General features: G+C 61.1%; 12 protein-coding genes. All 12 read right to left on the bottom strand.

The window, feature by feature from the left end; genetic code table 11:
• Nucleotides 1-527: 527 nt before the first annotated feature.
• Nucleotides 528-1,607 (bottom strand): flagellar basal body P-ring protein FlgI, encoded by a 1,080-nt coding sequence (locus K5R33_RS17160; protein ID WP_220750306.1) that lies wholly within the window; start codon nucleotides 1,605-1,607, stop codon nucleotides 528-530.
• A 59-nt stretch (nucleotides 1,608-1,666) separates the two neighbouring features.
• The gene (locus K5R33_RS17155) at nucleotides 1,667-2,662 is read right to left on the bottom strand and encodes a flagellin family protein (RefSeq protein ID WP_220750305.1); all 996 of its coding nucleotides are present in this window, start codon (nucleotides 2,660-2,662) and stop codon (nucleotides 1,667-1,669) included.
• Nucleotide 2,663: 1 nt separating this feature from the next.
• Nucleotides 2,664-4,109, bottom strand: coding sequence for a flagellar hook-associated protein FlgK (gene flgK, locus K5R33_RS17150; protein WP_220750304.1), 1,446 nt, complete (start codon nucleotides 4,107-4,109; stop codon nucleotides 2,664-2,666).
• Nucleotides 4,110-4,142: 33 nt separating this feature from the next.
• Nucleotides 4,143-5,450 carry a flagellar hook protein FlgE gene (locus K5R33_RS17145; RefSeq protein WP_220750303.1) on the bottom strand — a complete coding sequence of 436 codons (1,308 nt, stop codon included), beginning with the start codon at nucleotides 5,448-5,450 and terminating at the stop codon, nucleotides 4,143-4,145.
• 126 nt (nucleotides 5,451-5,576) lie between these two features.
• On the bottom strand, nucleotides 5,577-6,377 hold the full coding sequence (locus K5R33_RS17140; RefSeq protein ID WP_220750302.1) for a flagellar motor protein MotB: 801 nt from the start codon (nucleotides 6,375-6,377) through the stop codon (nucleotides 5,577-5,579).
• Between the two features lie 54 nt (nucleotides 6,378-6,431).
• The gene (locus K5R33_RS17135) at nucleotides 6,432-6,980 is read right to left on the bottom strand and encodes a PNPOx family protein (RefSeq protein ID WP_220750301.1); all 549 of its coding nucleotides are present in this window, start codon (nucleotides 6,978-6,980) and stop codon (nucleotides 6,432-6,434) included.
• The gene (locus tag K5R33_RS17130; protein ID WP_220750300.1) at nucleotides 6,973-7,998 is read right to left on the bottom strand and encodes a lipocalin-like domain-containing protein; all 1,026 of its coding nucleotides are present in this window, start codon (nucleotides 7,996-7,998) and stop codon (nucleotides 6,973-6,975) included. The genes K5R33_RS17135 and K5R33_RS17130 overlap by 8 nt, the downstream gene beginning before the upstream one ends.
• Nucleotides 7,988-10,372, bottom strand: a complete 2,385-nt coding sequence (locus K5R33_RS17125; RefSeq protein ID WP_220750313.1) for an ABC transporter permease — start codon at nucleotides 10,370-10,372, stop codon at nucleotides 7,988-7,990. The genes K5R33_RS17130 and K5R33_RS17125 overlap by 11 nt, the downstream gene beginning before the upstream one ends.
• A complete protein-coding gene (locus K5R33_RS17120) occupies nucleotides 10,372-11,028 on the bottom strand; it encodes an ABC transporter ATP-binding protein (RefSeq protein WP_220750299.1) in 657 nt (218 codons plus the stop codon). Before K5R33_RS17120 ends, K5R33_RS17125 begins: the two co-directional genes overlap by 1 nt.
• Nucleotides 11,029-11,067: 39 nt before the next feature.
• On the bottom strand, nucleotides 11,068-11,802 hold the full coding sequence (locus tag K5R33_RS17115) for a proteasome-type protease (RefSeq protein ID WP_220750298.1): 735 nt from the start codon (nucleotides 11,800-11,802) through the stop codon (nucleotides 11,068-11,070).
• Between the two features lie 110 nt (nucleotides 11,803-11,912).
• Complete coding sequence (locus tag K5R33_RS17110) at nucleotides 11,913-12,725, bottom strand: transglutaminase family protein (protein WP_220750297.1); 813 nt, start codon at nucleotides 12,723-12,725, stop codon at nucleotides 11,913-11,915.
• Entirely contained in the window at nucleotides 12,722-13,663 is a 942-nt protein-coding gene (locus K5R33_RS17105) for an alpha-E domain-containing protein (RefSeq protein ID WP_220750296.1), read from the bottom strand. The genes K5R33_RS17110 and K5R33_RS17105 overlap by 4 nt, the downstream gene beginning before the upstream one ends.
• Nucleotides 13,664-13,696: the final 33 nt, after the last annotated feature.

Below are 13,696 nucleotides of genomic sequence, written 5' to 3'. Positions count from 1 at the left end.
CTCGTTTGGAGAACAGGCTAACTTCAAACCGCGGACCTTTCAGGGGAGCAGGTCAAGGCCGAAGCTACTATTTTAATAGCCTTCGCACTCAAGAATCGAAATGTGAGAACTCTTGACTACTACTCCGTTTTTCCACCCACACTACTTTGCATCATCATTTTGAAAATATGATATCGGAACCTGTCACCAAGCGCTCTTGATCCCTGCTCAAAAATGCCAGAAAACCCAAAATCGTCTTAGACTATTTATATCAGAACCATGTCGTCATATTCGAAATAGAGAGCTACTCAATGCATACTAAAGAGAATACAGTGTTAGAAAAGCGCCTGCCAGAAACGTGCAGCAGTGAATAACTCTCACACAGTTATTCCCAACTCGGCATGAGCCGCCGGACACACCATGAAAAGGCCATAGCGCCGAAAAGCCTGATTACAAAAACGGAAAACGTCGAAACCAAATCAATAGAAGACTTACATTGGAGTAGGAGTTGATGCCCACAAGACGGTCATTCAGCAGTTGGACCAGAGTTACCGGACGACAAACTCAGCATGGAGCGCGCCTGCGGCTTTAATGCTCTTGAGAATGTCGATCATATCACGTGCAGACACTCCCAGCGCGTTCAACCCTGCAACGACGTCTGAAAGGCTAGTACCCGCCTCAACCAACGCCAACCCGGGACCAGCCTCCTCTTCTACAGCGACATTTGTGCGCGGAACGACAACGGTTTCGCCTTCAGCGAAGGGATTGGGCTGGACGACAATCGGTGTTTCTTCAACACGGAGCGTCAGGTTGTTTTGAGACACAGCAACTTCTGAAATTCTTACATCACTCCCCATGACGATTGTCCCAGACGCTTGGTCAACAACCACTCGGGCTTTTTGCTGCGGCTCCACCGTTATGTTCTCTATTCGACTGATTGTGTGCGCTGGCGACCGGTCGCCCGCGCTTTGAAGATCCAGAAGAACCGTTCCGGCATCGAGCATTTGAGCCGCACGCCGACCTAAGTGCTGGTTGATTGCACGCTCAACCCGACCGGCTGTGGTGAAGTCTGGATCCCGCAAGGCCAGTCGCATTTGAGTCATGTGTGAGAAGTCGAAGTCGACCTCTCTCTCCACGCGTCCACCTGAGGGGATCACACCCGCTGTCGGAACGCCTTCGATCACTTCCGCCGCCGCGCCGCGAGCAGCTACCCCGCCGGCGATAATCGTCCCCTGGGCAACTGCGTAAATGTCACCATCCGCCGCTGTCAGAGGTGTCATCACAAGGGTTCCGCCAAGCAAGCTATCTGCATCGCCAATGGCTGAAACAGTGACGTCAATGCGCCCGCCACTGCGCGCAAACGGAGGCAGTGTTGCGGTCACAATTACCGAAGCCACGTTTTGAGGCCGAAACTGTTCGCCCGTCACGTTGACGCCCAGCCGTTCTAGAATGTTCGTCATGATCTCTTCGGTGTACGGCGCATTACGCAACCCGTCCCCGGTCCCATTCAGACCGACGACGAGACCATAGCCAAGGAGATCGTTTCCGCGAACACCGTCGAACTCGACCAAATCCTTGATCCGGATGGACTGTGCCACCGCGGTCTTAGCGAAAAGAATGGCCAGCATGACCAACGTCAAAAGGCACAGCGAGACGCCCGATCTTACATACGAATACAACAGTCGCATCATAGGAAGTTCGTCAATCGCAACTGGGACCGACGCGCAGTGATTGCATATGCGGCTTCGAGCCGTGACAATTCAGCATTCAACCGGGTTGCAACATCGTATTCGTCAATACCTACCAGGTCCGACAACCTTTTCTCAGCGTCTAGCCTCTCTGAGACTGCAGCCTCTCGATCGTCTGAGATACGTTCCTCCAGCACACCGACCTGAGCTTGCATAGTGGACACATCAGCGTCAGCGGCGCTGGCGCGCGTCAAAAGCATGGACGCGGCAGAAGACTTAACAAGTTCGCTCACGTCGAAGCCAACATGGCGCATCCCAGACAAGACTGCTGCGTTCGCGATCGCTTCTTTCAAGCCAGCTGACCTAGCATCCAGATCGACCCCAAACGACTTCCCGTCACGACCAGGAAAAGTCGCCTGTTCGGAGGCGTAGGAACTAACAATTGTCGTCTCGAAGGCGCCACCGGCATCGAAGTAAGCAGTGACATCCGCAAGGTATGTGCCAAAATCCGTGCTGTTCTGCGCGATGCTTGCGATATCGGACCGGACCGCCTCCATATCTGAGATGGGCGCGTTTACGTCTCCATTGGCGAAAAGGTACCGCCCCCCAATAGACCCACTCATAGCGGTCCCAATGTCATCTAGAACGCCATCCGCCACGTCGGACAACCGCGAAATGGATGCTTGGCTCGGCGGGGACAGGCTGCTCGGGATCGCCGCGAGTGTTCGATCATTTGCCTCTGACACCGCCTCCAAGGCGGATTGAATTCCATCCGTCCAAGCCTGAGCCAGGCTCAGGCTGTCTCTGACAGTCGCTAGGTCTCGCATTTTGAACGACAGGTGTGAGACTTCGGAAAAATCACTGCCGACCGCCCGACCAAGGTCAGACTGCCGACCAGAGGATAGCTGCTGCGACAGTGCATCAATCCGGTCACGCGTATTGGCTGACGCATCCCGTGGACCGCTGAAAGGTATCGCTAGATTTGCTGGTAGCATCTTAAATCTCCGTCAATCGATCCATCATTTGCGAAACGGCCTGCACAAGCCGTGCATTGGCCGCGTAGGATTGTTCGACCTCCAGGAGGCGTCGCATTTCGGAGTCAACGTCGACTGGCGCCCCATCTCGGAGATCGACTAACGCATCACGCTCCACGGCAAATCGTTCGTAAGAGGCTTCGGATGATACTCGATCCAGGGAGACAGCCGACTGGAAAGACGCCGTCAGACCTCGCAGGTCTGTCGGGGTCGCTGTCAGCGTTTGTCGCGCAGGTGTCGCGCTGTCTCGCAGGGCGCCTGCGAGCCGCTGGAGCTGACTGGATGCCGACACAGGCCCGGCTGTCGTCGCGCCTAAGCCGTCGCGCAGTTTCCAATGGCCAGAAGGTTGGTCGGGTCCGACTGCGGAATTGACCCGGAGACGACTGGCGAGCCCCGCTGGCGTGGTTGCCGATGCGGCGGCGCCATTGTCCGTGAAAAGTCCAGGCTGTCCGGCGGCCAAGGTTGGGTCGACCGCTGTATTCTGGAACCGCGACGCAAGTTCGAACGCAACCGTATCTAGGCGGGCCATCGCCTCCACCGCAACGTTGTCCCTCAAGTCAAAGAGCGCACCGAGTGATCCCCCCGCCAGGCCGTCTCCGTCGCGACCCGTTCCCAGATCACGGCCGCGAAACGTCAGTCCGGACAATCCGGTTGGATATTCGACATCGGGTTCGACAAGCGGTCGTTCTGAAAACTCAATCTGTGCGGGCGATCCATCCAACAGGATCACGCCACCAGTCGAGACAAGCGCCACGCGACCGTTCTCACGCGGCAACTCGGTTACAGGAACGGCGGCGGCAATGCGATCAACCGCGACTTGCCTTTGATCCTTCAGGTTAGAGGCATCACGGCCCGTGGCCTCCATTCGCGCAATGCTCGCGTTGAAATCGGAGACCTGGGCGAGATCCTCATTCAGTTGCTGGACCGTTTTGGCGATTTGGGTCTCCGCCGCCCGGCGATCACGTGTGATTTGAGAGCCAAGACTATTCAACTTGTCCGCAAGACCTTCAGCTGCGTTCGAAATAGCGGCGAGCCGCACATTGGAGGTCGGATCCGCGATTGCGGCCGTCAGCGTGGTGTCGAAACGTGACAACAGGTCTTGTAGGCTACCAGCCTGATCCGGGTCGCCAATCGCCGTGTCCAATGACGTGTGAAACCCAGCCGCAACCTGGGCGCTGCCTGCATCGGCTGCCGCATCCCGGCGCAGCTTTTGCAGGTTGGCATCAACTTCACGACGCACCGAAATGTCATTCGCGGACACCCCCGTGACGGGACCATTGGTGGCAAGGCGACGCCTCGCGTACCCCGGAGTATCGGCATTCGCGACATTTGACGAAATAATTTCCGCCCGGCGGGAGGCCAGGCCAAGGCCTGTAAGGGCATTATTCAATGAAGCAGACAGGCTCATCCTGACCTCCTAAGGCTTAGACGCAGACGACGATCACCGCTTGATGTTGGTTGTTTCCTGCAACATCTCGTCCACGGTCTGGATCACCTTGGCGTTTGAGTTGTAGGCACGCTGGGTTTGGATCAATTGAGTGAGTTCCGACGCCACATCCACGGCGCTTTCCTCCCGTGAATATCCGACCAGATCCCCGACGGGCCCGTTTCCGGCATCCCAAAGATAGAATGCACCACTTTCGGCAGAGGACTGATAAGTCTGGTTTTCAAGGGCTTGCAGGCCGTTCGGGTTGGGCACATCCACGATCGGGACTTGATACAAGCGCTTGGTAAACCCGGTATCGTAGATCGCACTGAGATAGCCATTTGCGTCAACGTCGATGGAGGCGAGGATGCCGACCGGCGAGCCGTCTTTCGTCACCGACAGTGGCGCGAAACTATCTGATAGCTGCGACAAACCACGCGCCTCCAAGGGGCGCCCAACGTCTAGGGCGAGCGGACCACTTTGCGCGGCAACGGTGATAAGCCCGGTTGTGGCATCATATGTACCCGTTCCCAGATCCGTTACCGAAGCGATGGTGCCCCCATTTTCGCGGCTGTCATCAAAGGTCACTGTGAAGTCGCCGATCAGCAAACCACCCTGTGCTTGATCGCGGACCTGCATCGTCCACTCGTTTGATGCGGGGTCACCCGCAGTGGGGATCGTCGGAGTGAAACTGATGTCGAGAGCCTGCGACTGCCCAAGGTTTCCATAGTACTCCGTGGTCAGGTTGCGGGCCGCGCCACTGGCCGTCGACAAGGTATCTGTAGCGGGAAGGTTAACGCCGAGGCTGATCCGGGTTGTCGCGTCGCCCTCAAACTGGTTGCCGTCGACACGCGCAGGCTCCAACCCGCCCAGCGTGTCGCGCGGGAAATTAGGGATCACACCATCCTGGTTTGCGGGCCAAGCCAAAAGGGCCATGCCGCTATCGGTGCGTAGGATTCCGTCGGCATCCGGTCGAAACGATCCTGTCGTGGTCATCCGCAACGGCATCGCGCCCGCTGTGTTGTTGACCGCAGAAATCGGTGTCACTGGCAACATACCGCGCCCGCCGACGGCAAGGTCGGTGGGGTTGTTCGTCGTCACCAGCGTCCCACGCTGATCGACGGCACGGCCGTTGGTGACGCGAACGCCGCCAGCTGAGTAGCTACCGCGGCTTTGGTCCAGAACCAGAGAGTGAAAATCAACAGTAGACCGCTTGTACCCGAAGGTCGCGGAGTTCGCGATATTGTCCGAGATCGTCGCCAGCCTGCTCGCGTTCACGTTCAGACCGGTCACGCCCGCATTCAAGGAGGAAGAAATCGTCATTTAGGACCCTTTCGCCGGTGCTTCGCTGCGGGGGTTCTCCCCGAGTCGCGCCCACCCTAGGCGCCCGAGGTTAAGGGCGGCCTAATGCCTGAGGCGTTTCGAAGGCATGGTTAACGGTGGGGCGGCTCATGGATTCACACCCTCGCGCAACAGGACAATCTCCAGACGATTGTTCCGCGATGACAGAGGGTTAGGATCTGCTGGCCGGCGATCCGCATGACCAATAAGGCGCGCGATGCGGTCGTCTGGCACCTGCAAGGGCAGCAACGCCTCCCGGAGGGCTTGCGCACGAGCAGTGGACAGATCCCATCCCCGAGGAACGAGCGTCACGATCGGTTCCGACGCCGTGAATGCACTCAAGGACAAGGGGGCGCGTTGCTCACGCAAGATCGGGGCAACCGACGCCAAAAGGTCTTTGAGCAGAGGCGTCGGCGATCTTCCGTCAAATAGCGATCGGTTGGGAAGGTCGAAGAGTTCAATGACCATGCCCTCATCGGTCAAACGAACCGAAACGTGGCGCAACTGCTCCGTATCCAGAAGGCTGTCACCCCCCTTTCCCAGCAATGCAGCCTCCGCCGCTTCAAAGGCGGTATCGTCCTGCTGGGTGCTGCCATGGCTTGCAGTGGTGGTCACCCCACCCCGGCCAAGTTGGATCTGCGACGCATCACTGCTGAGCGACCGACCGCCAAGCGCGCCGTCGCCACCGCCGGACGACCGGCTGAGGGCCACTGTCGGGCTGAAGTAGTCGGCGAGGCCCTTGCGTTGTTTCTCGGTCGTGGCATTCAGCAGCCACATCAACATGAAGAACGCCATCATCGCGGTCACGAAGTCCGCATAAGCGACTTTCCAAGCGCCGCCATGGTGCCCACCATCACCGGACACCTTTTTCCGTTTAATGATAATCGGACGCTGGGCTTCGTTGGCCATCGTCGGCACCTCCGCAAACCCCGTTGGGAGTACGGCGAAGACATGAAGAAAGCGTTAGGGCGCCACCCATCGGCCAGACATATCGTCACCGCCGAACATCGCGCGACGATGTGGGTTGTGACGCAGGGACACGGCGTCCATCGCTGTCACGCGACCGCTTAAAACGGCAAAGCGGTCCACTGACGGCGTGCGTTCGTAAGCCATTGGGTCCGCAATGGGACTGCCCGGCGCCGGGTCGGTGCCGTAGTTGCCGCGCGCCGCAGCAGGCACTCGATCCCACCGATCCTTCGGATCCACGCCCAGGTTAAACCGAACGGACAGGCGCAATTGCACCTGCGTTTCGGCATCCCAAAACAGCAGAGCGCCCCGTGGATCACGGCGCAAGGCGGCGACCTTTGCCGTCCGCATATCAGAATGGACCTCGACCGTTGCCGCAGCCTTATCAGCCGCGCGGAGACCTACCATACGCGCCTCGGCGCCTTCGGCGCCTGTGGTGGCCAATGCGACGATTCGAAACGGGTCTGCAGCGTCCGCCACCCCGGCGTCGAGACGCGCCCAGAGGTAAGCAAACAGCGCCGCGAGGTCGTCCCAGGGATCACTCATAGCCCGTCATCTCCAGGTATCCGTCCCCACCGTGGCTGCCCGTGGCGATCACCGGACCCTCCCAATAGGGAAAGAGCGTGGCTTGCCAGCTGTCTGGGTTAACGGCGCGCACCTCAATATCGACCGACCGGGCCGGGATTTGAAGGCGCCACTCCGTTGGCACAACTCGCCCGGCAACCTCGCTTTGAACCAGGGGGGTCAGTCGAAGGGCGCCATTCGGCAGGGGCTCCACCTCCCCGTCGGGAAGGATCCACGATACGTAGGTATAGGGCTCGCCCCCGCGCAGTTGGAACGCCATGACGCGATGCCCATCATCAAGGTGAAGCGAGAACCAATCCCACCCCTCCTGATCGTCCTCCAGCGGCTGCGACGACCATTCCCGATCAAGCCAAGCCCGTCCGGTGACAGCGACCTCCCCCCCGGGCAGGTCAAGCGTGCCGGAAACCTCATAGAACGGCTGGGAATAGTAGTAGCTGGCCTGCCCACTGGCGGACTTGACCGAGTAGCCGCCCTGCCCATGGAACACCAAAGGCCCTTCGGCGGATAACGTCAGATCATAGCCAGCCTCATCGGTGGAGGCCGTCAGACGCACATTTGCCAAGTCGTCACCGGCCAGTTGCCAATCGTCGAGCCATGCAGAAAAGGGCGCCACTTGCACACCGGCTTGTCCCAGGCCGCCCCGGGCGAGCTTTTCCCCGCTGTAGTGGGCGTCGGGGGTCGTCACGCCCATATGGGCCATCCAGATCTGCGGCCCGGTTGGCGTCAATGCGGACCGAAAGAGGGTCCACTGGATCCCGTACCGTGTCCCGGCGTCATCCTGCAAAGTGGCCGTCAAATACCACCATTCGATGCGGTAATCGGGATGTGCCCCGTGATCGGCGGGAAAGTCGAACTGCGGATCAGGCTGGGGCAAGGCGAAGCCTTCGCCACCTTGGCCCAGCCCGGCAAAGCCCTGCGCCAAGACGGCTAAAGGCGCAAACAGAAGGGCCAGGACGAGTGTGAGTGCTTTAACGTTCATGTGCGAAGACTTTCACCAGATCCGCCGGTGGCATCCGCCAGAGCCGCCACGCCGGCAATGCGGCAGCAAGGGTCGCGGCGACAACGGTCCAGCCCCCAAGGCTGAGCCAAGACCATGGATCTGCTTGCAAAGGCAGCCGCCACCCAAAGGCCTGCACGTTCACGATCGCCAGAAGCACCCAAGCCAGGACGATCCCGACCGGAACAGCGACGAGGGCTGTCAGAACCGCCAGAACCAAAGCCCTGCCCAGATCCGCCAGGGCCAACTGGCGCCGGGTTAAGCCAAGGGCCCAGACCGGCGCGACTTGCGGCAGCCGCATGGCACCGAGCGTCGTGAGCGACGCCCACAGAGCAAAGCCAGCCACCCCGAGCGTCAAGACATTGAGCGCGGCCGTCACGGAAAACGTCTGTTCGAAAACGGCCAGGGAAAAGGCCTTGATTGCGCTCTGGGACACCACCTGATCCTGGGAGAGATTGAACCGGTCGGACAAATCCGCCGCCAACTCTGGCACTGTATCCGGGTCGACCCGCACGGCATATCTGAGACGCGGGGCCTCCGGGAAGGCGCGGGAGAAGGCATCGATCCCCACAATCGCTTGGCCGAGTGGGTTGCCGTAGTCGGAATAGACTCCGAGCACGGGCATTGCCGTTAATGGCCCAAGGTCTAGCTGGGCCCCGGGCCAAAGATCCTGTCTTCGGGCAAGTTGCTCATTCACCAAGACACCGGCGCCCTCGGACAGCTTGGTCCAAACGTCCGGCGACGCCGCCAGCAGGGGCCAGTTATCGCGGTAGGTGGGGTGATCGACGATCCCGAAGACCTCGCCAGGGGCCGCGGCCAGGGTCACCTCCTGCGAGACGATGGGCAAAAGAGCTTCGACCTGCGGCGCGAGAAAAGCCTCGATTGCGCGGGCCTCCTCCACATTCGAAGCGGTCACATACATCTCGGAGGCCAACCGCTGATCCAGCCACCCCACGAACGTCGCCCGGAAACTGCCGACCATGGTCCCAACTCCGATGTTCGCCGCCAAGGCGAGCAACAGCGCCATGAGGGCCAGGCTCAACCCTGGGACCTGCTGCCGCGTGTCCGCCCAGAGCCATTGGGCCACGGCCCCCCGCGCCCGCTGAGTCCCCAGGTCCAGAAGCACCGTTAGGATCGGTGGCAGGAGGAGCGCTGCGCCCACCAGCAAAGCACCCAACAGCAGAAACCCGGCAAGCAGTCCTTCGGCCAAGATCCCGAGGGCGGCGCTGATCCCCAGTAGGACAAGGCCCGCCGCCGCCTGCCTGCGCAAACCGGCCCGTTGGGCGCGCGCCCAGGCCCGTGGCATCGCCGGGGCCAACAGGGGCAGCCTCGCGATCTGTCGAAGGCCCAGGCCACCGGCCACAGCCATCCCCAAACCGGCCATTCCAAAGCCTGACATCCACCAGAGTGGCGATAGGCTCAGGCTGCCCGCAACGCCAGCGCCATAGAGGCCTGATAGTGTCGCCGCCACGCCTGGCAGCAGTGCGGCCGCTACGATGTACCCGAGGGCAACCCCAAGGGCGCCTGCCACAAGGGTCAGCGCCAAAAGCTCCGCCGCTAAGCAGCCGATCAGAACCGACAACGGGACCCCAAGGGCTCGCAGTGTGCGCACGAGGGTACGCCTTTGCTCGAACGCCAAACCAATGGTGGCATGGACGATGAACAGACCGACCGCAAAAGCCAGAAGCCCGAACGCCGTCAGATTGAGGTGAAAGCTGTCTGTGAGGCGCGCCAGGTCACCATCGGGTTCGGGCTGAACCACGGTGCTGCCTGGAATGGTCGCGGCCAATTCCTCTGGTGTGCCCGACCCGCCCGGCGCAATCAGAAACCGCGTCACTCCGGCCTGGGACAATTGCGCCTGCGCAAACGTGAGATCCGCCATCACCAATCCTGGGGCCAGCCCGGACAACGGGCGCCCTGGCGGCAAGGCGTCCGGCCAACGGGCCAAGGTCTCTGGTGCAGCGAACACGACCTCGCCTGTCAGGAAATCGCGCAACACATCCGTATCCGACAGGTCGGGCATGACCCCACCGGGCGTCGGGGGCAAGGTAAAGGGATCAATGCCATAGAGAGTCAGCGACGTGCCCCGCAAACGTCCCTCGACCACTGGGGACACAGGCCACCCGGCCCGACGCGCCGCCGCGAACGCCTCGAGCGTCAGGGCCCCCTCCAATCGGGGCAACCGGTCCTGACCCAGCGTTGCCGCCGCCTGATCATAGCTGAGCCGCGCCTGGGCATTGATGGCCTGCACACCCGTCCAAAGCCCCGTGGCCAAGGCCAACCCCACCACAAGCGTCACCAACTGAATAGGGTGACGGCGCCAGTGGGACCAAAGCGCAAGTAGCGTTGCGGCGATCACGCCACTTGCCCCGCGCGGAGGTGAAGGCGCGCGTCCAACTGCCCGGCCAACCGATCCGAATGCGTGACCATCAGAAAGGCCGCACCGCTGTCGGCAACCAACTCCAACATCAGCGACAGCACATCGTCGCCGGTACCCTCGTCCAGATTGCCGGTCGGCTCATCGGCAAGGATAAGGCGCGGCTCAGCGGCGAGCGTTCGTCCGATGGCGACCCTCTGCTGTTGCCCACCCGACAATTGCTCAGGATAGCGCGCCAGTAAATCGGCGAGACCCAACCGCTGCGCCAGGTAGTCCAACCGCTCGGGCGAAACGCCCTCGCCAAGTCGGGCGTGGAACGACAGGTTCTGGGCGACGGTCAGCGATGGGATCAGATTGAACTGCTGGAATACTAAGCCCACATCGCGGCGGCGCACGGCGGCGCGGCCCGCGTCGTCCAGACCGGCAATGTCCTTGCCCGCGACCTCGATCCGCCCGTCGTCGGGCGCATCTAGACCAGCGACCAGATGCAGCAGCGTGGATTTACCGGACCCCGACTCTCCGGTCAGGGCAAGCGTTTGACCGTGATCCAGGGTGAATGAGACCCCGCGCAACACCGGCACGGGTCCATCGGCAGAGGCAAAGGATTTGTGAACGTCCGAAACTGACAGCAGCATGACGGGCAACCTAGGCAGCCCCCCGCCCTTGACCAGCCGTCAGAGCGTCACGTCAGGCAAACTGTGGAATGCTTGGCGCAACGCGTCGGACCAGCCGTCGGAGATTGCACGCCAGTCTGGGTCGGTGTCTTCGATCCGGCGGCTCTGGCCCAAGGCCAGGGCGTCGGTGGGCAGGACCTGAAGGTCCAGGGGTGTGCCGACCGAAAGGTTCGCGCGGATTGTGGAATCGAAGCTCACCATGAGCAGCTTAACTGCCGTCGCGAAATCCATCGACGAGTCATAGGCGCGAACCAAGATCGGGCGCCCGTACTTGGTCTCACCGATCTGAAAGAACGGCGTATCCGCCTGCGCCTCCACAAAGTTGCCCTCGGGATAGATCAGGTACAGACGCGGTGGGCTGCCCTTGATCTGACCGCCCAGAATGATCGACGCGCCAAAGGTTTTAGCCGCGTTGGCGGGGCCCGTCGGGCTGCTGTCGGCAATCACATCCCGCAGGGTTTTCCCCACAAGGCGCGCAGCCTGAAACATCGACGGGACCGTCAGCAGGGACGGATCCCGCTGTGACGGCGCCAAGTTGCGTTCATCCAACAGGGACACAACGGCCTGGGTCGTGGCCAGGTTGCCCGCCGTCATCAAGACAATGGCCCGCTCGCCCGGCATCTCCCAGGTGAACTGCTTGCGGTAGGTCGATACATTATCGACCCCGGCGTTGGTGCGCGTGTCCGACAGAAACACAAGCCCACGATCAAGCTGTAAGCCCACGCAATACGTCATACTGTCGTCCCGTCCTTCTCAGCGCGTAGAGGCCGTCCTGAGACGGTGCATGTCAAGGCGCACCCTGAGGAAAGTATCGCAAATTCATGGAATCCAACAGCGCGCGGCGCCTATTGCTGCGCCTGGCTCACATGAACGGAAACCGTCATGTCCTCGACCGACCCGCCCTGACGAATGCCCGCGATGGGGGCTGCGTCGGCGTAATCTAACCCCGTGGCCACACGCACGTACCGCGTATCCGGGGAAATCCCGTTCGACACGTCGAAGCCAACCCAACCTAAGCCGTCCACATGGGCTTCGGCCCAGGCGTGGGTCGCCTCTTGATCCTCGCGCCCGTCCATCTTGAGGTAGCCCGAAACGTACCGCGCAGGCCGATCCAGCAGGCGCGCCGCCGTGACGAAGATATGTGCGTGGTCCTGGCAGACGCCGCGCCCCTGGGCGATCGCCTCCTCCGCGGTGCGGGTGACGTCCATATCTGCGGTGTCGTAGCTGACCGTAGCCCGGATCGAGGCCGACAGCGCGTGCAACTGGCTGAGTTGGTCGTCCATACCGCGGACATCGCGGGCGAGACTGATCGTCCCCTGCCCGCGCCGCGTCAGCGGAGACGGCCGCAGGAACATCCAAAGCGGCATATACCCCGCATGGGCCCCGATGACGCCCGATGTCTCGGTCATCTGAACCGTACCCTCCGCCGTGATCTGAACCTCCTGGCTTCCGGCATCGACGGAAATCAACTGCACCCGATTGGCGTGACTGTCGTCGAACGACACTTCGACCTGGCCGCCCCGCACGCTCGTCTTCCACTCGGTCACCGTCTGACCGTGGCGGCTCTTGGGGGTCAAACGCAGCTGCTGAAGCCCGTAATCCACCGGGTTGTCGTAGGTATAGGTCGTCACATGGCGAATGCGCAGATGCTCGGTCATTTGATGAACCTGTAGTCTTGTTCGATCTGCTGCCCCAGCGCCGCGTTACGCCCCATGAAATCCTGAAGAAACTGGTGCAGACCCTCTTCGAACACATCCTGGATCGACAGTTGTTGAAGCCGATGACAAATCGCGTCGGAATGGTCATGGCTTGGCAAACGAATACCGTAGTCGCGATGCAGATAGTCGAGATTGTCGCCGATCTTCTTGTAGCAAAACGCGAGGGATCGCGGCATGCGTCCGTCTAGGATCAAGAACTCCGCAATCGCGGACGCCCCCCGTTGGTTGCCATGCACCAGTCGAAAGGGTCCCTCGGCAGACACGGCCCTGAGGATGATTTCCCATTGAGTATTGTCCAACCGAGAGCCGACGCCAGAAATCGACGGCAACAGGACAAAGTACTTCACATCCAACAGCCGCGCCGTGGCGTCCGCCCGCTCGATAAAGGTGCCAATCCGGGCAAAGTCATAGATATCGTTGCGCAGCATCGTGCCGTGCAAGGACCCGCGCACGAAGGCCGACCGCGTACGGATCGTCGTGAGCACATGGGGCAAATCACGCGTCGTCACGCGCCGCGCCAGGAGGTCCCGTAGCGTCATCCAGCACTCGTTCACCGCTTCCCAGACTTCCCGCGTCAGGCCCGTGCGCACCGTGCGCGCATTGGTCCGCGCGTTCGCGGCACAACACATGACAGAGGACGGGTTGTCTTCGGAGCGCAGCAAGAAGTCGATCACGGCGTCGCCTGTGACCTCCTCGTTTTGGGCCTCATAGGCGGTGCGCACACCGGCGGTCGTCAGGATAGAGGTCCACTCTCCGTCGGCCCCCTCGGCCTGAGTGAGAGCGATCCGTTGCCCTGTTTCCACCAGGCGCGCGATATTCTCTATCCGCTCGAGATATCGGAACATCCAATAGATGCCACCCGCGGTCTTTCCTAGCATTGCGCGTGCGCCTTTAAGGGGGTGGAGCGTGGC

The organism is Jannaschia pagri (assembly GCF_019655435.1).
GTDB lineage: Bacteria > Pseudomonadota > Alphaproteobacteria > Rhodobacterales > Rhodobacteraceae > Jannaschia > Jannaschia pagri.
Note: the sequence above shows the minus strand (reverse complement) of the source record. Positions and strands in the feature narration are given on the sequence as shown.